This is a genomic window from Variovorax sp. RCC_210, from assembly GCF_041355175.1.
In the GTDB taxonomy this organism is placed as follows: domain Bacteria; phylum Pseudomonadota; class Gammaproteobacteria; order Burkholderiales; family Burkholderiaceae_C; genus Variovorax.
This window is the reverse complement of sequence record NZ_JBFUPJ010000019.1, coordinates 39,468-57,297: the sequence shown is the minus strand read 5'-3', so window position 1 is coordinate 57,297 and position 17,830 is coordinate 39,468. Positions and strand designations below refer to the sequence as shown.

Here is a 17,830-nt window from a genome sequence, read left to right as displayed (position 1 = left end):
TGGATCGAAGCTTCCTCATTGCAGCCTCGTCGAGTACACACGGTATACGCACAGACTACAGTGCGCCAGGAATAGTTCAACGAACCTCTAACTCACCACACTAGGTCGCTGCGCGCGCCGCGTGCAGGCGCACCGGTATTGCCTTCGCCGCGGGCACCTTGCTTTCCTCGGCGTGGTGCGACAGCGGAATCAGCGGGTTGCATTCAGGGTAGTAGCCGGCGGCACAGCCTGCTGGAATGTCGAACGGCGTCACACGCAGGCCGTGCACCATGCGGGCCGTGGCGTCGTGAGTGACAGTACCGACGTCGACCAGCTCGCCCTCGCGCACCCGCAGCCGCTGCATGTCGTCACGATTCATCAACAACACACGCCGTGTGCCGTACACGCCCCTGAAGCGATCGTCCAGGCTGTAGATGGTGGTGTTGAACTGGTCGTCGCTGCGCAGCGTCATCAGGCGCAGCACGTCGGCGCCTTCCTCGGGCATGTCGGGGTCGGCTCGCAGGTTACCGAAGCCCTTGAAGTTGGCCTTGCCGGTCGGGGTCTTCCACACCCGATCCTTGGCGGCGAGCGGGCGCGGGAAGCCGCCCGGCGCGGCGAGCCGAGCGTTGAAGTCATGAAAGATATCGGGCAGCGCCTGCGCGATATGGTCGCGCACCAGTGCGTAGTCCGCCACCCAGCCATCCCATGGCACGCGGGGGTTGTCTGCAAGCGTTGCCTTGGCGATGCCCGCGAGGATGGCCGGCTCCGACAGCAGCGTATCGGCCGCCGGCTGCGCCACGCCCCTGGAAGCATGCATCACACCGGTCGAATCTTCCATGCTCACCGTCTGCTCGCCGCCCGCTTGACGGTCGATCTCGATGCGCCCCAGGCACGGCAGCAGGTACGACACCTCACCGTGCACCAGGTGGCTGCGGTTGAGCTTGGTTGCAATGTGCACCGTGAGCCGCAGCGCGCGCCAAGCCGGTTCGATCCGGTCGGTGTCGGGCACCGCGCGCACGAAGTTGCCGCCGAGCCCGACGAACGCACGCACACGACCCGACAGCACGCCTTCGCAGACCTCCACCGTGTTCAGCCCCTTTTCGCGGGGCGGCTCGAAGCCGTAGAGTTGCGCGAGCTTGTCCAGTGGCGCCAGTTCGGGCTTTTCGGTGATGCCGACGGTGCGCTGCCCCTGAACGTTCGAATGGCCGCGCACCGGACAGATGCCCGCGCCAGGGCGTCCTATGTGCCCGCCCAGCAGTAGCAGGTTGGACACCATCTGCACGTTCTCCACGCCCTTGCGATGCTGGGTCAGGCCCATGCCGTAGACGCCGATGACCGCCCGGGCCTTGGCGAAGGTGATGGCCGCAGTTTCCAGCGCCTCGCGCGTGAGGCCCGATTCCGCCTCGATCAGTGTCCAGTCCGTCTGCCGCATCGACGCTGCGAACGCTTCGAAGCCCTGCGTGTGTTCGGCAATGAATGCCGCGTCCAGCACGCGCGCGCCTCCCTCGGCCCTCGCGAGGTCGTCGGCCTCGATCAATGCCTTGCACAAGCCGCTGAGCGCCGCCAGGTCGCCGCCGTTCTTGACCCGCAGATACTGGGTGCTGACCTCGGTGTGGGCGGGCGTCAGCATTTCCGGCGGCGATTGTGGATTGACGAACTCCACCAGCCCCCGCTCGCGCAGCGGATTGAAGGTGACGATGGGCACGCCGCGCCGGCGCGCGTCCTGCAGCTGGTGCAGCATGCGCGGGCTGCTGACGCCGGTGTTCTGTCCGAAGATGAAGATGGCATCGCACTGCTCGAAGTCGTCGAGGTGGACGGTGCCCACCGGCACGCCGATGGTCTCGGGCAGTGCCACCGAAGTGCTCTCGTGGCACATGTTGGAGCTGTCGGGCAGGTTGTTGTTGCCCTATAGCCGTGCCAACAATTGATACATGTAGCTGGTTTCGAGTGACGCGCGTCCCGAGGCGTAGAAGACCACCGATGCCGGGTTCTGCGCATGCAGCGCCTTCAACTCGGCACCGATGCCTTCGAACGCCTGCGCCCAGGACACCTCCAGGTAGCGATCGCTCTGCGCATCCCACTTCATCGGCACCGTCAGGCGTCCTCCGGCTTCCAGGTCGTGATCGGACCAGCCGAGAAGTTCGCTGACGGCATGCTCCTTGAAGAAACCGGCCGGAAGCCGCTTGGCCGTGAGCTCCCAGGCCGTAGCCTTGGCGCCGTTCTCGCAGAACTCGGCCGGATGCGGATGCTCGGGCTTGGTCCAGGCGCAACTCACGCATGCGAAGCCGCCCGGCTTGTTCTGTTTCAACAGCGCCAATGGACCAGCGATGGGAATGCGCTCGCGCAGCAGATAAGTGCCCACGGCCTTGAGAGATCCCCATCCGCCCGCCGCATGGGTGTAGGAGTCGAAATGCGTTTTGTCGGTCACGAAGTGCTCCGGCTCTGTTATGTGTTCCGACGCTAAGAGCCGCTGGACGCCAGCGTGTAGGTCCGGGCGCAGACAGGTTGTGCGAGCAGCTTGTACGCGGCTGCGGTCGGCAGACACTGACCCCGCTTTGCGAGCGCAGCCGATTGGCAAGCGCCGCACTCCTTGCTAAAAGCAGCGCATCACGACGAAGGACCCAGGTGTTTCGCGCCCGCTTTTTCATCGAATGGTTCTCTGGTTCAGACCCCATTGCGGCGATTGACTCGCTCGTGCAAGCGGCTGCATTCCTCTCGGGGCCGGCCGCCCACAGTGCGCTGCGTCCCGCTGGCGCGCAGGCCGCGCGCATCCACGACCTGTGGCAGCTGACCCTGTGGATCTGCATGGGCGTCTTCGCCGCGATCCTGGTGGCGCTTCTCGTCGCCTTGGGCCGCGCTCCCCGGGCCTCGGCGAGTGCCCCACTCCTGACATCGCACGCACTCGGCCCCGAGCGCACCGCGCGGCGCTGGACCACCTGGGCCACCGTCGCCTCCGCGGGCCTGCTCGTCGCGCTGTTGGTCGCGGACATGTGGACCGATCGCGCGCTCTCGCGCCTGCCCGTGGCGGACGCGTTGCGCATCGAGATGACGGCCCAGCAGTGGTGGTGGGAGGCGCGATACCTAAACGCGCAAGACGAGGCGGAGTTCGCGGTCTCCAGCGAACTGCACGTGCCGGTCGGCAAGCCCGTGATCGTGACGCTCAAGAGCACCGACGTGATCCACACCTTCTGGGTACCGAGCCTGCACGGCAAGAAGGACATGCTGCCCGGGCGCAGCACGCAACTGATGCTGCGCGCCGACAAGCCCGGCACCTACCGCGGCGAATGCGCGGAGTTCTGCGGACTTCAGCATGCGCTGATGGCTTTCAGCGTGAACGCCGACACGCCCGAGGCATATGCGCAGTGGCGCGCGGCACAGCAGCTGCCGGCGGCCGAGCCGTCGGGGCAGGACGCGATCCGCGGCCGGCAGCTGTTTCTCTCGTCCAACTGCGCACAGTGCCACAGCGTGCGCGGGACCGGGGCCATGGGCACGCTGGGCCCTGACCTCACGCACGTGGGAAGCCGTTCGCTGCTTGCGGCCGGGACGGTGGCGAACGAGCCGGCGAACCTCGCCGCCTGGATCGTCGACCCTCAGTCCCTGAAAGCGGGAAGCACCATGCCATCAAGCAAGCTTGCGCCCGATGACGTTCGCGCGCTGGTCGCCTACCTGCAAGGCCTGCGATGAGCACCGTCCCACCGCTTCTAGACGGACCCCAGGCCGATGTGCAGGTACTTCAGGCCCTGCGCACCACCTGGAGCGACCCGCCGGGGTGGCTTGGCAGCTTGCGCGCGATCGATCACAAGACCATTGCGCGGCGCTTCATCGTGGCGACCTTCGTGTTCTTTCTTCTGGGCGGCATTCTTGCGCTGGCGATGCGGCTGCAGCTCGCGCGCCCCGGGCTGCGACTGGTGAGCCCCGAGTTCTACAACCAGCTGTTCACCATGCACGGCACCACCATGATGTTTCTTTTCGCTGTGCCCGTGATGCAGGCCGTGGCCATGTACCTCGTGCCCCTGATGATCGGCGCGCGCAGCGTGGCGTTTCCGCGCATGAACGCCTTCGCCTTCTGGGTGTTCGTGATGGGCGGGGCGTTCCTCTACGCGGGCTTTGCACTCGGGTCGGGGCCGAACACGGGCTGGTTCAGCTACGTGCCGCTGGCGTCTTCTGACTACGCGCCGGGCAAGGGCGTGGACATCTGGGCCCAGATGATCACGTTCACCGAACTGTCCGCGCTGCTGGTGGCCATTGTCCTGATCACCACGATCTTCAAGATGCGCGCGCCGGGCATGACGCTGGGGCGCATGCCGCTGTTCGTGTGGGCGACGCTGGTGACGCAGTTCATGGTGCTGTTCGCCATGCCGTCGGTGATGCTCGGCAGCACGGCGCTGATCCTCGACCGTCTGGTGGGCACGCACTTCTACAACCCGGCGCGCGGCGGCGACGTGCTGCTGTGGCAGCACCTGTTCTGGTTCTTCGGGCACCCGGAGGTGTACCTGATCTTCATCCCCCCGCTGGGCTTCATCTCCACGATCATCTCGACCTTCGCACGGCGCCCGGTGTTCGGCTACCGGGCGATGGTGCTGTCGCTGGTGGCCACCGCCTTTCTCGCCTTCGGCCTGTGGGTGCACCACATGTTCGCCACCAACCTGCCGGAGGTGGGCAAGGCTTTCTTCACCGCCGCCAGCCTTGCCATCGCAGTGCCTTCGGCGGTACAGATCTTCTGCTGGATCGCCACGCTGTGGACCGGGCGGCTCGTGTTCAGAACGCCGCTGTACTTCGTGCTGGCCTTCTTCGTCATCCTGGTGGCAGGCGGCATGACGGGGCTGATGCTGGCATCGGTCTCGCTCGACCTTCAGGTGCACGACACCTACTTCGTCGTGGCGCACCTGCACTACGTGCTGCTCGGCGGCGCGGTGTTTCCGCTGTTCGGCGCCATCTACTACTGGTTTCCGAAGTTCACCGGGCGCATGCTGGACGAGACGCTCGGTCGCTGGCATTTTTGGCTGTTCTTCATCGGCTTCAACGTGGCGTTCTTTCCGATGCACCTGCTGGGGTTGCACGGCATGCCCCGGCGCGTATGGAGCTATTCGGCGGGCTTGGGCTGGGACGGCATGAACATGCTTGCAACCGTTGGGGCCCTCGCCATCGCCGCAAGCGTGATGGTGTTCCTCGTGAACCTGGCAATGGCGCTGCTCAGCGGGCGCCGCGCGCCCGGCGACCCATGGGGTGCGGGTACGCTGGAGTGGAGCGCTGCATGCCCGCCGCCGCCGCACAACTTCGACACGCTGCCTGTGATTCACGGCCGTGAACCGCGCTGGATGCAGCAGGCGCTGCCTTCGCACGTGGCGGGTCTCGCGGCCGATGCCCGGGAGGTGCTGGTGACGAGTGCGCTGGCCGCCCGGCCCGAGAGCCGCCCGCTGTTTCCGAAGCCGAGCGTCTGGCCCTTCCTGGGTGCGCTGGCGACCACGATGTTGTTCATCGGTTCGGTGTACACGCCATGGGCGGTGGTGTGGGGTGCATTGCCGGTCACGGTCGCGCTCATCGGCTGGTTCTGGCCCGGCCGCAGGGAGACCGAGCAAGCACTGGCGCTGGAGCAATCGCCATGACGACCGCCGACGAACGCCGCGGCGACACGCTGGACGTGCGGGGGCTGCCAAGCTATGCCTTCGGTCAGGGCAGCCTGATGTGGTGGAGCACCATGGGGTTGATGCTGATCGAGGGCACCGTGTTCGCCATCGGCGTGATGATGTACTTCTACCTGCGCGGCGTGGCTTCCGCATGGCCCGTCGACGCGGCACCGCCGGCATTGCGCTGGGGCACGCTCAACACGGCCATCCTGCTGTTGAGCCTGTGGCCCAACCAGATGGCAAAACGCGCCGCTGAGCGGCAGGACCGTCTGCGCACACGGCGCTGGCTGGCGGTGTGCGTGCTCTTCTCGCTCGTCTTCCTGGCCGTGCGCGCGCTCGAGTTCACGACGCTCAATGTCAGCTGGCACGTCAACGCGTACGGCTCCGTGGTATGGCTGCTGCTGGGGTTGCACACCACACACCTGATCACGGACACCATCGACACCACGGTGCTGGCGGTGCTGCTTTTCACTGGGCCCTTCGAGGGCAAGCGCTTTGTCGACGTGAGCGAGAACGCGCTGTACTGGTACTTCGTGGTGGGCAGCTGGCTGCCGATCTATGCGGTGATCTACCTGGCGCCGCTCGCCTGAACGCCAACGGCGATGCACGCCCGCACCTTCGTTCATCCACCCCAGTGCCATGGCGGCCGACCGCACCGTGTTGCGCAGGCGGCGGCGCTGGCGACGTACCGAGCCCTGTGCTGGGTCGTGGTGCTGCTCCCCGGGGTCACGGGCGCGCACGTGATCAATCCGTCGTCACCGCAGCCCTCCTGGTTGTCCTGGAGCTTCGACCCCCTGGTGCTCTGCGCCCTGAGTGCGAGCCTGGGACTCTACGCACTGGGCTACCGGCGGCTTCGCTGGCGCTCCCTTGCCCGGGCGCACACGCGGCGGGACCGCCAGGCTGCGGCCTTCCTTGGCGGCTGGTCGCTGCTGGTGGTAGCGCTTGTCTCGCCGCTGGACCGCTTGGGCGCAACGCTGTTCTCCGCGCACATGGTGCAGCACGAGCTGCTGATGATCGCGGCGGCGCCGCTGCTCGTGCTGGGCCGACCGCTGGGTGTATGGGTGTGGGCGCTGCCACCGCGCTGGCGCAAGCGCGTCGGCAACGTCGCGCACTGGCGGCCGCTGAAGGCGACCTGGCGCGCCATGGTCGCGCCCGTCGGCGCGTGGCTCCTGCATGCCGCGGCGCTGTGGCTCTGGCACATGCCCGCGCTGTTCCATGGCGCGCTGCTGCACCCCTGGCTGCACACCTTGCAGCACACGAGTTTCCTGGCCAGTGCGCTTCTGTTCTGGTGGACCATCTTCCGCCATCCCGGCGGCGCGGCAATGCTGTCCTTGTTCACCACCATGGTCCACACCGGCGCACTGGGCGCGCTGCTCACGCTGTCGCCGGGCCTGTGGTATCCGCTGTATGTGGAGCCCACGGCCGCGCTGGGCTTCGATCCCTTGCAGGACCAGCAGATGGGCGGCCTCGTGATGTGGGTACCGGGGGGCGTCGCCTATATGGTGAGCGCGCTGGCATTGGCGCTGCGTTGGCTGAATGAAAAACACGTCGTTTCTGCTGCACCGACGCCCGACGTGCCATGACGGTGCAAACTCTCCGCAACTCGCTTCTCGCGCTTGCAGCCGGCGCGCTTACGCTGTTGGCCTGCGCGCAGCCTGTTTCGCCTCAAAGTGGCGCGCTGGCGCGTGGGGAGTACTTGGCGCGGATCGGAGGTTGTGCCAATTGCCACACCATGCCGCGTGACGGCATTCCTTTCGCGGGCGGGCGACCGTTGTCCACACCGCTAGGCCCCATCATCGCCACAAACATCACCCCCGACCCCGTGCACGGCATCGGGCGCTACAGCTTCGAAGACTTCAAGCGTGTCATGCGAGAAGGCACCGCGCCTGGCAACAAGCACTTGTACCCCGCGATGCCCTACACCGCCTACACCAAGGCCAGCGACGAGGACCTGCAGGCGTTGTTCGGGTACTTGATGCATGCCGTGCCGCCTTCCGACCTCGCACCGCCGCCCACAAAGCTCGTCTTTCCGTTCAACCAGCGTTGGGCGCTGCGCTTCTGGAAGGCTGCCTTCCTGCCGCCGGAGCGTTACGTCGACAAACCCGCCAGGGACGCCGAATGGAACCGCGGCGCCTATCTGGTGCAGTCCTTTGGCCATTGCGGCTCCTGCCACACGCCGCGCGGCGTGGCCTACCAGGAGCGCGGCTACGACGAGTCGGCCGGGCGCTTCCTCACCGGGATGGTCAACGACGACTGGTACGCGACGAACCTCACGGGCGCGCAAGGCGCCGGGCTCGGCCGCTCCGATGCCGGATCGATCGCGAGCTTCCTGCGCACCGGGCATGCAGAGGGCAAGGCCGCCTTCGGCCCGATGGCCGAGGAGGTGGAGCAAAGCCTCCAGTACATCAGCGAGGCCGATGCGCAGGCGGTCGCGAAGTACCTGAAGACCTTGCCGGCGCGGCGCGCGGAAGGCGCCTACGCGCCCGACCGACCTGACGCGCCGGGACCGAGGCAGGGCAACCGCACGAGCGACGTGGAATCGATCGGCGCCCGCGTCTACCGGTCTTTCTGCGCGCAATGCCACCAACCCGACGGCAAGGGGGTGGGCGAGGCTTTCCCTCGCCTGGCCGGCAACCCCTCGGTGCTGGGGGACGACGCCACCTCGCTGGTCCGCCTGGTGGTGCAGGGCGGTCGCGGTCCGCGCACCGCCACCGGCCCCGCGCCGCAAACGATGCCGGCGTTCGACGGCACGCTGACAGACGTGCAAGTGGCGCAGGTGCTCACCTACGTGCGCCAGTCGTGGGGAAATGCGGCACGGCCGGTCACCACCAACGACGTCACCCGGCTCAGGAGCAAACTGAAGTGATCGACGGCTACTTGGAAGTCGGCGGACTGCCGTTGTCGCGCAGAGGCCTGGCATCGCCCTGTGCAGGCACGTTGCCCGGCCCGTTCTCGGGCTTGCGCAGGCCATAGGCAAAGAGAACGCCGACCACGACAACGGCGATCACCGTCAGCATCGCCGCCATCAGGCGCCGGCCGAGCTGACCGCCCTTGCCCGAGCGCTCCGCCTGTTTCGCCTGGTCTGTTTGAGTGGTTTTCATGAACTGCCTTTTCCTCTGCGTTGCGCTCGGCACGTGCCGAGCCTTGCGGCAAGGGCGCGGCTCTAGCGCCCGGACGCGGCCAATGGTGCGACGGAACCCGCATCCGCCGACGTGCCGCCGGAGCCGTGAGGCCCGGGGCCGGAGCCGGTCCCTTGCCCTTGCTGTCGTTGCATTTGCGCCGCCTGCGGCAATGCCACGTGGGGAGAGCCTTCGCCGCCTCTGTCGCCGGCAAAGAATTGCAACAGCGCGCCCAGGAAGAACAGGGCGAGCGCGATGCTGATGAACATGCCGATGCGAGAGCCACCCCGCTCGCCGCCGCATGCTTGCCGACTTGTTGCGATCAAGGTGGAACCTTTTTTCCAGCGTGAATGTGGCGCGCTAGGGCCGCGTCGTCACATCGGCGACCGGCTTGCAGTCACTTTCCGCCGAAGGCAGCTTCACCTTGGTGACGGTGACGGAGACCGGATCGCTCGCGGGAAACGACTCTTCCACCCCGCTGTCCAGCGCCTCCTCGCTGGCCGGTTGCGCCACCGGCTTCGCGCCCTGCGGGTCCGGTTGGCCGTGGTTGTCAGCGGTGGGAAACGGAAATGCCTTCTGTTCTGAACTCATGGTGTGCCCCCTTGGCAATGAATGGCAAAAAAGTGGTGTTGCTTGGGTCGTGCCGGCGATGCTTGCACCTGCCCCTGCGAACACCCAGCCCTGGAAGAACTCCGGATGCTCCGCACCACAACCCAGCGTCTCGTCGGAAGGAGCACCCGGACTGCGTGGGAACTGTCCGGCGCAATGTGGACAGGACAACGTTGGTCTTCTCGCCGTTTCGGTCAGGCACGCGGCTTGCCCTCACCGTTTGCTTGTCACGTGCGCAGGCGGAGCACGAAAGGCGGGGCCAACGGCTCCACCTTTGATGGAGCCCGCCTGTGCGTCCCCCATTTTCAACTTCCAGGACATTTGACTGCACCATGAGCAGCAATCTATGCATCGGTCGCTACTTCCACGACGGCTGGGAATTCGAGCTGCTGGTGGTGCGCACCTCAGGCGAAGGGAACATCTCCGGCACTGTGGAAATCAAACGCAAGGGCGCAAGCCGCGGCCTTCTCACGTCGTCGGGCGTCTTCAAGACCAAGCAGCAACTCGCCACGCATCTCAAGGCGCGTGCGCTGGAATGGGTGAACCGCTGCGGCAACACGGCGCAGTACGCCGATGCGGCGACTGCACTGCGTTGAAACCGCAGGCCCGCCCGCGAACTGCCGCGGGCCTGCGCATTAGATGGCCACCGAAAACTGACCAGGATGGGCTACCTACCTGTTGTGAACCGCGGTCGGAACGACACAATCAAGCTGTCGGTTCGGATTGACGGTCGCACAGCGTTTGCTCCGTCGGATCGAGCACGAAGACCACGCCGTCGCGCGCATGAGCGACAGGGCTCTGCTGCCGCAGTACATCGACCAGACGAATGGCCGCATCTACGCCACCTCAACTGCCGTCATCACCCAAAGACGCGGCTACAAACAGCCTGACGCACAAGGACGTCACAGCGGACGGCAAGGCTTTTTCCAGTCCCGCAGACAGCGTCACAGCAGCGCGGCGCTTCGAAGCCATCGGCGCTTCTTGGCGCGAGGCGCGAGCGGCCCGTCGACCGAGCCCTCGCAACCGGCGACTGCTCCATGCGCATACAGCCAATGCGGAATTGCTCCTACGCAAGAGCGACCCTGTTGAACCGAATTTTCATTCATGAACAGCCGATCGCTCCAGTCAATGACAGGCCGCAACGCCGTACTTCTCGTCTTCGCGGCGGGTCTCGCATTTGCAGTGGCCGCGCAGCCTACCGGCAATCCCAAGGGTTCTGCATCGCCGCCAACAGGCGATTCACAGAAGGCGCCTGCGTCCCGCCCACCCGCAGCCGGATTCGGAGACAGCGGAAAAATCGTGACCGACAAAGACACGGTGAACGGCCGCTTGCAGACAACGCCCTCTCGCGTTCAGGCGGGCCCGGCGCAGTCGTCCTCCGACAAGACGCCGAGGCCGAATAACTACGGCAGCGGCGCAGGGCAAGGCGGGAGCGGTCCAGCGAAGCCGCCCCCTCAGTAGGCTCCGCCCGCATCCCCGCAATTTTCAGGCGCAAGGACACAAGCATGGCAACCAGCAGCATCCTGGGCGGTACACGCCCGCCGATCAATCCCAAGGGCAGCGATGAAGAGACCCTCGGACCCAGCGATTCCAGCGACAGCGGCAGCGATGCCGCGGGCACAGGCAAAGACCGTGCATCCGCGGAAGCAGGGATCGAGGAGCCCACCGATTCGGACATCCTTCCAGATCGCGTCGGCGTGTTTCCGGACGCGGCACGTGAAGCGTCCACCGTCGGCGATGATCCCGAAGCGGCCGACCCTCCAGAGCTTGCGGGCGACCTGGGCGCATACCGCGAAGACGACGAGAACGACTGATGCCCGCCTTGCCCGCTGGCTCCGCCGCGGCGAAAGGGAGTGCCGGTACGCTCATTGATCAGACCCTGCGCGAGGTGTTCGGTCACGCCCGGTTGCGCGACGGGCAAGGCGAGGTGATCGAGCGGGTGACCAAGGGCCTGTCCACCCTCGCAGTGATGCCCACGGGCGCTGGCAAGTCCCTCTGCTACCAACTGCCCGCGGTTTTGTCCGAAGGACTGACGGTCGTCGTATCGCCTCTTATCGCGTTGATGAAAGACCAATGCGACCGGCTGCGCGACTTGGGCGTTCAGGCCGCCCAGGTCAACAGTTCGTTGAGCGCGGAGGAATTGGCGCAAGCCGAGAACGACATTGTCGGCGGCACTGCACGCATCGCGCTGACCACGCCTGAGCGGCTGTCCGAACCGAACTTTCTCCGGCTGCTGGGCACTCGCACGGTGGCGCTGGTGGTGGTCGATGAAGCGCACTGCATTTCGCAATGGGGACACGACTTTCGCCCCGCCTTCCTGGAAATCGGTACCGCCATACGGGCCCTGGGCAGCCCGCCGGTGCTGGCGCTGACCGCCACCGCTGGCGGAGATGTGGCCGCGGACATCATGAAGCTGCTGGGTATCCCGCGATCGGGTCTGATCGACACTGGCGCCTATCGGCCCAACTTGCATTTCGCGGTCGAGCAATCGACGGATGAACACGAGCGCCTGCGGCGCAGCGTGGAATTCGTCCGGCAAGAAACAGGCAGCGGCATCGTCTATGCCGCCACGGTGAAGGCGGCGCAGCGCGTCTTCGAAGCGCTGCAGGCACACGGCGAATCCGTCGCGCTCTACCACGGCAAGCTCGGCGCACGCGAGCGCAACAACGCCCAGGAAGCCTTCATGGCAGGTGGGGTTCGCACCATGGTCGCCACGAATGCCTTCGGCATGGGCATCGACAAGGCCGACATCCGTTTCGTTCTGCACTGCCAGATGCCGTCGAGCCTGCATGCCTACTACCAAGAGGCGGGGCGCGCCGGGCGCGATGGGCGGCAAGCAAACTGCATGCTTCTGTTTCATGCCAGGGACCGGGCGGTGCAGCAGTTCTTTCTGGCCGGCAAGTATCCGCAGCTGGAAGACATCGGGGCCATTTACCAGCAACTGCTGGTTGAGCCACCCGAGGTGGCGGGTTGGAAAGCCGCGGATTTGCTGGACGCGCTGGACCGTCCACGCGCCCGGATGCAATCCGGCATCGCGTTGCTCAAGCAGGAGCAGGTGTTGAAGATCGACCGGCATGGACGCATTTCGCTGTGCCGACGCGCTGCCGGGCATGTCGACTTTCCAGCGATGCTCGAGTCTGACAACGAGCGGCGACGGCAGGACAGGGAAACGATGGAGCGGATGATTGCCTATGCGCAGTCTGGCCGATGCAGGTGGCAGTTGCTCATGGCAGACCTTCAACCGGCCGCAGATCCACGGCGTTGCGGCGCGTGCGACAACTGCAGGCGCATCGCCGCCCATCAATCGGCGATGGCCCGGCCCATCGTCGTGAACGAGGAGGCTGCGGCATCGGTGCGTGCGACGCCGGTCTTCGCCGTCGGCGACCCGGTGAAAGTCCGGCGCTTCGGCCCGGGTGTCGTCATCGCCGCGGATGCAACGTCAATCACCGTCGGGTTCGCGGACGGCACCAGCCGCTGCTTTCTTCCCGACTATGTGACTCGGATGCGCAGTGCGCCGGTCGACAGCGACGGGGCCGGAGCCGGGGCGCCCTCTTCGTCCATCGCCTCGCCGCGACAGAACCGTATGGACAACTGAGCCTGCGCGGCCCTGCAGCGGGAAACCGCGGCAAGTGCATTGGAGATGCCGCCCCCGGCGAGATTGATCCGCTTCAGATTTCCACCGGAGCCACGTCCCCGCAGCATGCGCTCCTACACCGCAAACGTGCCCAGGCGCGATGGTTCGAGTCTGGACGCCCCGCGTTGATTGAAATTCCGATACATCGGCGGCGTACCATTTTCACAGGAGCAAATTATGAAAGATGACAGCACCGTGCTTTCGCCTCCCAGGGCACCCGCCACCAGTGAAGCCCCGCAGAGCGCAGAGGACGTTTCGCACCAAAGCGGTTCCAGTTCGAACGGAGGTGCCGTGCCCGAGGCAGTTGACGCCATCATGCGACCGCCCAGGTCCCCAAAGAGCACCGACGCGCAAGGCAAGGAATCGACCAAGGAGCAGTCATGAGCACACCGCCAATCGCGGGCAGCGGAGACGGCACACGGCCCACTACATCCGGCGGCGTCGATAACATCGGCGCTGGCGAGAAGTTTTCATCGACGACGAACGAAGCAGGAGAAGCCGTTTCCGGCCCTGCGCCGCAGGAGAGGATGCAAGCCAAGCGCAAGAACGTCGAAGCATCGAAGCACGACGATTCGGCCGACTTCAATCTGCGGGAAGACCTGACTCCGGTCCCTAACACGGAAGACCCCAAGTCCGGCGAGGGCTAGGTTCAAAAATGGCGCACCCCAGGCAGCAGTTTCCGAGCGGTGCTGCACGCGCGCCGGCACTGACACCCGCGACCCAAGGAGTACGCATGAACATGAAGAAACCGCGCCATGACAGCGATCCAGAGATCTCGAAAGGCATGCAAGGGACAGGAGCAAGCCCAGATCGCCCTCGAGCTGCGACCGGCGGAGAGACGCGCTGGTCGCAGGCCAGCGGCGAAGGGCTTCAACGGCCCGTACCGCAGCAACCCAATGAACTCGACGAGTCGGCGAGCAGCCAGGCGGCCGCCAACCCTTCGATGAAAGAAGTCGGGGAGGCGGCGTACCACGACGTGATGACAAGCGAGGACACAGACCGAGGCCCGGTGCTGGACGCCGTGTACAACGGCTCGGTGACGCAAGGCCACCGCGTGGGCGACGAAGAAAGGGTGGGTGTCAAACGAAACCCCATGAAATCGACTTCGTCGAACAATCCCTGAGTCAACTCTGGGCGCCACCTGGTAACGGCGCGAACGCCGACGGGGGTCAGGAGATGCCGGGCTCATCCGGTCGGTGGCCTTTCATGCCGGTGCGCACCGCGGATGCAGGATGTCGCGCAGGACTGGCCGAAAGTGCGTCGCCATCGGCGACACAGAACACGGCGTGCCCGGCCGCCCGGGCGCAGAAAAGCGTCGGCAACCGCTGGGCGGCTTTGACGCGCCAGTTGCTCCTTGGACGCCATAAATTGGAAAGATCCAGGTGCAAACACAGGCCACGCCCCAGATGCTGGTAGGTCGGTAGAAGAAGAAAATTGAATCAGAGAGAATGATCGAACGCCGCCCTTACGCACCGGACTGCTGCGAAACGAAGACTACTTCACCGGATGCGGCGCCTGGATCCGTGTGACGTTAGCGACAGCGAGCAGATTGAGTTTGCCGCGACAAGGCGGTGGCCGCCCATGGCGGCCTCGAAATCCTGGTGAGTGTCGCATTCGATCCGTCGGCGATTCATTCCGATCACTGCGCTCCGCGACGACCAACGGCGGCGCAACTTCGACATCGCCTTTGGAAGTCGACTTCTCAGATCGCGCCAAGATCGATCAAAGCGATCGCGCAATGTCATGCCGGTGCCAGCGTCTGCCGCCTCAGGACGTTATACGGTGGCCGCCAGAGCTGCGCGTAGAAGGCCTCGCCTTCTCGATCACATGCGACAAGACGCTGTAAACGCACACTCAGGTATGCGCCGACTCGATCAGGACCAACCCTCGAACTGACGCACGCGGTTGCGGCCGTCCCGCTTGGCAACGTACAGCGCGCGGTCCGCGCGCGTGAGCATCACATTGGGAGTACCATCTTCATCAGCCGCAGCGGTCGCAACACCGATACTGGCTGTCACCCTGACATCCGGCCAGGACGCGCCCTCAAGCGCATGTCGCAGCTGCTCGGCACGTCGCTGTGCCGCCTCGGCATCCATACCGGGCAGCACGACGCAGAATTCCTCACCCCCAAAACGGGCGACGAGTCCGTCGTGTCCGATCTGGTCGCGGATGATGGCAGCGGCCTGCACCAACACCCGATCGCCGGCAGGATGACCATAGGCGTCGTTGATACGCTTGAAATGGTCCAGGTCGATCATCAGCAGGCTCAGCGGGGAACGCTCGCGGCCATGGAGATCCCAGGCCGCATGCAGCCGCCGATCCAGACTGCGCCGGTTCCACAGCGACGTCAGCGGATCCGTCATGCTCTCAAGTTCCAAGCCGGCCATGGCTTGGCGCAATTCGAGCTGCGCCACGACCTGTCGGGCGAGCGACTGCAGCGCCTTGCGTTCGGACGTCGACAGGGCGCGCGGTTCGCGATCGATCACGCAGACGGTGCCAATCGGAAGCCCGTCTGCGGTGACCAACGGGGCACCAGCATAGAACCGGATGCGGGGTTCGCCTGTCACCAGGGGACTGCCGGCAAAACGCGGATCCAACAGGGCATCCTGCACTTCGAACACCTCGTCCGGCTGCAGGATTGCGTGGGCACAAAACGCGAGCTCGCGAGGCGTCTCGCTGGCCTCCAGCCCGACACGCGACTTGAACCATTGACGGTCTTGGTCGATGAGCGAGATGAGCGCAATCGGCGCCTTGCATACGGCCGACGCGAGTGTCGTCACGTCGTCGTAGGCCTGCTCTGCGGTGGTGTCGAGCACCTGGTAGCGGTAAAGGGCCGCGAGGCGCAGGTCTTCATTGAAGGGCTTGGCGGCACCGCCTGCGACCCGCGCGGCAGGCTCATCCGGTGCAGTGTCTTCAGGGGCAGGGTCGGTACTCTGGTTCAATGTAGGTTCCTTCTTGCTGGTGCCGCGCAGGAGCGTACGTTCCTGGTGGTGCGCATCGTACAAGCTCGGCTAGGCAGCCAGCCCACACCCGGACGACCGCCGCGCCCCGGGGGGCGCGGTCAGCAGCAGAGGGCCGCCCTGTCCATACAGCAAACCGTCCGCTCAGCCTCTATCCTTTGTACGACCACCGAATCGGGCCTTCGGCCAAAAGTTGCCCTTCAAGCTCGGAGGAGCGCCCTGATCAAGATTGCAACTCTTGCCGCCGCCACCGACCACCAGCACCTTCACCGAGGATCCGAAGACGCAAGAACGCGTTCCGGATCTGCCACAGATCCTCGGTCCCTGCGCCGCAGCAGCTTATGCCGCATTGCACCCAAGTTGCCCCCCAGGACGAAGGTTGGCAGGTCACAGGCAGGCACCGAAGGTGTCAGTCCTCGGCGCACACCCGCGGTGTCACGTCCGCGCGCATGACGCCAAAAGGATCGCGCCAGTTCGACCACCCGAGTGGTCAACTTTCGAGGAGATGAGCTATTTCGACTTCGTCTATGACCCGTCGATCACTTCGAGAACCGCTGGCACGCGTATGCCCTTCGAGGGACATGACATTGCATTCACGTCCGCAACCGACAGGACGGCCTTCACCGCTTCATCAGCGACGATCATGCCGCGCAGCCAGGGGCCGTGGCGGTGCTCCGCGCAGCGACGTCCTTGACGGACGACGTGCGCCCTCTACCGGCGAAGAATGCACTCGCGCACCAGCTTGCCCTCCTGGCGGGCTGGTCCAGGTGCGTCAGGCTGCGCTCCTCCAGGACGGGATAGTTTTTCAGGCGTTCGGCTGTAGCGCTGAGCATCTTCTCGGCTTGCTCTCCCATGGCATGCGCGTCGCACAGCCTGCCCATGAGGTTCTCGTCGACGGTCATCATCGGCAACGCCAGCGGATCATTGGTGGCAAAAGCCATCGGTCATGAAGGCCCGGCGATCGAGATGTCCGCGCGCCGTCGTATGCGACGGCCGCAGATGGATACCGTTTGCCTCTCGTCAAACGGAGCACAGTCCATGAGGCCGGGGCCCATTGTCATCGCCGGATCGCGCGGCGCTTCCCCCGGCCGTCAGCGGACGCGCCGGACGCCAAACCGCCGACGCGCCTCGTCCGGTTCCTCGAGGCTGTGCCAGGCAAAGAGCCGCGTGCCGCGTTCACGTCAAGGTTCAGACGATTCCCTCCTGGCGGGCCACCGAGCGCCCGTCCCGGCTCCAGACACCGAGGAGGAAGTCCTCCTCCTCGTGGCGCACGATTCGGTGCAGCCCGATCTTGTCCAGGAGCGCGTGCGCGGCCTCGGCCTCCAGTTCGCGCGCCTCGAACGGGTGGCGCCAGTCGCATGCGACGAGCACGCCGTCGCCGGCCAAAGATGCGGCACAGCGCTGCCCAACGTGGGCAACACCGCCGGTATCGAGAAACGAGCACAGCTCACTGACAACAATGAGGTCGAAGTGGCCGCACGCCGCCGGCCACTGCACAGGCACGCAGTGCTCCGCGAATTCGACATTGCGCAATGCATGAACCGTCTGGCGTGCCTGCGCCAGCGCCGCGCGGCAGTAGTCGCTGGCGAGCACCTGGTCGCAGCGCGCGGCCAACTCGAATGTGAGTTCGCCGCTGCCGCAAGCCGGCTCGAACGCGCGTGCAAACCGCTCCCGAGGCAACGCGTCCAGCAGCACGCGGCGCTTGCGTCGTTCGTACCAGCGCCGGCGAGTGCCGTAGGGATCGCGCCTGCGATAAAGCTCGTCGAAATAGGTCAGTCTTGCCGCAGGCGTGCGAGCGGCCGAGGGAGCAGGCGCCACGATGGGCGCGGCGCCCGAAACTGCTTGCAAAGTCGTCATGTCTTTTCCTGGTAGTGCGTGATGCGCTCACCCAGCAAGCGGGAT

Annotated in this window: 16 protein-coding genes and 1 pseudogene; 10 read left to right on the top strand and 7 right to left on the bottom strand. The window is 65.6% G+C overall.

The annotated features are described in order from the left end of the window. Positions 1-100: 100 nt before the first annotated feature. Positions 101-2,407 (bottom strand): annotated as a pseudogene (locus AB6807_RS34920) (FdhF/YdeP family oxidoreductase). A 197-nt stretch (positions 2,408-2,604) separates the two neighbouring features. Between AB6807_RS34920 and AB6807_RS34915 the strand changes: the two are divergent. The 5 genes from AB6807_RS34915 to AB6807_RS34895 are packed head-to-tail and all read left to right on the top strand — an operon-like array spanning position 2,605 to position 8,472. After that, positions 2,605-3,663, top strand: coding sequence for a c-type cytochrome (locus tag AB6807_RS34915; protein WP_371088134.1), 1,059 nt, complete (start codon positions 2,605-2,607; stop codon positions 3,661-3,663). Next, on the top strand, positions 3,660-5,585 hold the full coding sequence (gene ctaD, locus AB6807_RS34910) for a cytochrome c oxidase subunit I (protein WP_371088133.1): 1,926 nt from the start codon (positions 3,660-3,662) through the stop codon (positions 5,583-5,585). The genes AB6807_RS34915 and ctaD overlap by 4 nt, the downstream gene beginning before the upstream one ends. Then, positions 5,582-6,196 (top strand): cytochrome c oxidase subunit 3, encoded by a 615-nt coding sequence (locus AB6807_RS34905; RefSeq protein ID WP_371088132.1) that lies wholly within the window; start codon positions 5,582-5,584, stop codon positions 6,194-6,196. Before ctaD ends, AB6807_RS34905 begins: the two co-directional genes overlap by 4 nt. Before the next feature lie 12 nt (positions 6,197-6,208). Continuing rightward, entirely contained in the window at positions 6,209-7,189 is a 981-nt protein-coding gene (locus AB6807_RS34900) for a cytochrome c oxidase assembly protein (protein ID WP_371088131.1), read from the top strand. Then, positions 7,186-8,472: a cytochrome c gene (locus AB6807_RS34895; protein ID WP_371088130.1), complete on the top strand. Its 1,287-nt coding sequence runs from the start codon at positions 7,186-7,188 to the stop codon at positions 8,470-8,472. The genes AB6807_RS34900 and AB6807_RS34895 overlap by 4 nt, the downstream gene beginning before the upstream one ends. Positions 8,473-8,479: 7 nt before the next feature. Here AB6807_RS34895 and AB6807_RS34890 read toward each other — a convergent pair whose 3' ends face one another. From AB6807_RS34890 to AB6807_RS34880, 3 genes are all read right to left on the bottom strand, one after another. Beyond that, on the bottom strand, positions 8,480-8,707 hold the full coding sequence (locus AB6807_RS34890; protein WP_371088129.1) for a hypothetical protein: 228 nt from the start codon (positions 8,705-8,707) through the stop codon (positions 8,480-8,482). 62 nt (positions 8,708-8,769) lie between these two features. Next, on the bottom strand, positions 8,770-8,994 hold the full coding sequence (locus AB6807_RS34885) for a hypothetical protein (protein WP_371088128.1): 225 nt from the start codon (positions 8,992-8,994) through the stop codon (positions 8,770-8,772). 91 nt (positions 8,995-9,085) lie between these two features. Next, positions 9,086-9,316: a hypothetical protein gene (locus AB6807_RS34880; RefSeq protein ID WP_371088127.1), complete on the bottom strand. Its 231-nt coding sequence runs from the start codon at positions 9,314-9,316 to the stop codon at positions 9,086-9,088. Between the two features lie 350 nt (positions 9,317-9,666). Between AB6807_RS34880 and AB6807_RS34875 the strand changes: the two genes are divergently transcribed. The 5 genes from AB6807_RS34875 to AB6807_RS34855 all read left to right on the top strand — a co-directional run bounded on the left by AB6807_RS34875 (position 9,667) and on the right by AB6807_RS34855 (position 14,091). Then, complete coding sequence (locus AB6807_RS34875) at positions 9,667-9,930, top strand: hypothetical protein (protein WP_371088126.1); 264 nt, start codon at positions 9,667-9,669, stop codon at positions 9,928-9,930. Positions 9,931-10,839: 909 nt separating this feature from the next. Then, positions 10,840-11,148 (top strand): hypothetical protein, encoded by a 309-nt coding sequence (locus AB6807_RS34870; RefSeq protein WP_371088125.1) that lies wholly within the window; start codon positions 10,840-10,842, stop codon positions 11,146-11,148. After that, complete coding sequence (locus AB6807_RS34865; protein ID WP_371088124.1) at positions 11,148-12,929, top strand: ATP-dependent DNA helicase RecQ; 1,782 nt, start codon at positions 11,148-11,150, stop codon at positions 12,927-12,929. The genes AB6807_RS34870 and AB6807_RS34865 overlap by 1 nt, the downstream gene beginning before the upstream one ends. Positions 12,930-13,348: 419 nt before the next feature. Then, positions 13,349-13,615 carry a hypothetical protein gene (locus AB6807_RS34860; protein ID WP_371088123.1) on the top strand — a complete coding sequence of 89 codons (267 nt, stop codon included), beginning with the start codon at positions 13,349-13,351 and terminating at the stop codon, positions 13,613-13,615. An 86-nt stretch (positions 13,616-13,701) separates the two neighbouring features. Continuing rightward, positions 13,702-14,091 carry a hypothetical protein gene (locus AB6807_RS34855; RefSeq protein WP_371088122.1) on the top strand — a complete coding sequence of 130 codons (390 nt, stop codon included), beginning with the start codon at positions 13,702-13,704 and terminating at the stop codon, positions 14,089-14,091. Positions 14,092-14,842: 751 nt separating this feature from the next. Here the strand turns inward: AB6807_RS34855 and AB6807_RS34850 are convergent. The 3 genes from AB6807_RS34850 to AB6807_RS34840 all read right to left on the bottom strand — a co-directional run bounded on the left by AB6807_RS34850 (position 14,843) and on the right by AB6807_RS34840 (position 17,785). After that, positions 14,843-15,910 carry a sensor domain-containing diguanylate cyclase gene (locus AB6807_RS34850; protein ID WP_371088121.1) on the bottom strand — a complete coding sequence of 356 codons (1,068 nt, stop codon included), beginning with the start codon at positions 15,908-15,910 and terminating at the stop codon, positions 14,843-14,845. 659 nt (positions 15,911-16,569) lie between these two features. Further along, positions 16,570-16,869 (bottom strand): DUF892 family protein, encoded by a 300-nt coding sequence (locus tag AB6807_RS34845; RefSeq protein ID WP_371088120.1) that lies wholly within the window; start codon positions 16,867-16,869, stop codon positions 16,570-16,572. A 247-nt stretch (positions 16,870-17,116) separates the two neighbouring features. Next, positions 17,117-17,785, bottom strand: coding sequence for a methyltransferase domain-containing protein (locus tag AB6807_RS34840; RefSeq protein ID WP_371088119.1), 669 nt, complete (start codon positions 17,783-17,785; stop codon positions 17,117-17,119). Positions 17,786-17,830: the final 45 nt, after the last annotated feature.

Excerpts from the sequence above, each read along its gene's own strand:
- ctaD (WP_371088133.1), top strand. The coding sequence starts at position 3,660 with ATGAGCACCGTCCCACCGCTTCTAGACGGACCCCAGGCCGATGTGCAG.
- AB6807_RS34905 (WP_371088132.1), top strand. The coding sequence starts at position 5,582 with ATGACGACCGCCGACGAACGCCGCGGCGACACGCTGGACGTGCGGGGG.
- AB6807_RS34900 (WP_371088131.1), top strand. The coding sequence starts at position 6,209 with ATGCACGCCCGCACCTTCGTTCATCCACCCCAGTGCCATGGCGGCCGA.
- AB6807_RS34895 (WP_371088130.1), top strand. The coding sequence starts at position 7,186 with ATGACGGTGCAAACTCTCCGCAACTCGCTTCTCGCGCTTGCAGCCGGC.
- AB6807_RS34890 (WP_371088129.1), bottom strand. The coding sequence starts at position 8,707 with ATGAAAACCACTCAAACAGACCAGGCGAAACAGGCGGAGCGCTCGGGC.
- AB6807_RS34885 (WP_371088128.1), bottom strand. The coding sequence starts at position 8,994 with ATGTTCATCAGCATCGCGCTCGCCCTGTTCTTCCTGGGCGCGCTGTTG.
- AB6807_RS34880 (WP_371088127.1), bottom strand. The coding sequence starts at position 9,316 with ATGAGTTCAGAACAGAAGGCATTTCCGTTTCCCACCGCTGACAACCAC.
- AB6807_RS34875 (WP_371088126.1), top strand. The coding sequence starts at position 9,667 with ATGAGCAGCAATCTATGCATCGGTCGCTACTTCCACGACGGCTGGGAA.
- AB6807_RS34870 (WP_371088125.1), top strand. The coding sequence starts at position 10,840 with ATGGCAACCAGCAGCATCCTGGGCGGTACACGCCCGCCGATCAATCCC.
- AB6807_RS34865 (WP_371088124.1), top strand. The coding sequence starts at position 11,148 with ATGCCCGCCTTGCCCGCTGGCTCCGCCGCGGCGAAAGGGAGTGCCGGT.
- AB6807_RS34860 (WP_371088123.1), top strand. The coding sequence starts at position 13,349 with ATGAGCACACCGCCAATCGCGGGCAGCGGAGACGGCACACGGCCCACT.
- AB6807_RS34855 (WP_371088122.1), top strand. The coding sequence starts at position 13,702 with ATGAACATGAAGAAACCGCGCCATGACAGCGATCCAGAGATCTCGAAA.
- AB6807_RS34845 (WP_371088120.1), bottom strand. The coding sequence starts at position 16,869 with ATGGCTTTTGCCACCAATGATCCGCTGGCGTTGCCGATGATGACCGTC.
- AB6807_RS34840 (WP_371088119.1), bottom strand. The coding sequence starts at position 17,785 with ATGACGACTTTGCAAGCAGTTTCGGGCGCCGCGCCCATCGTGGCGCCT.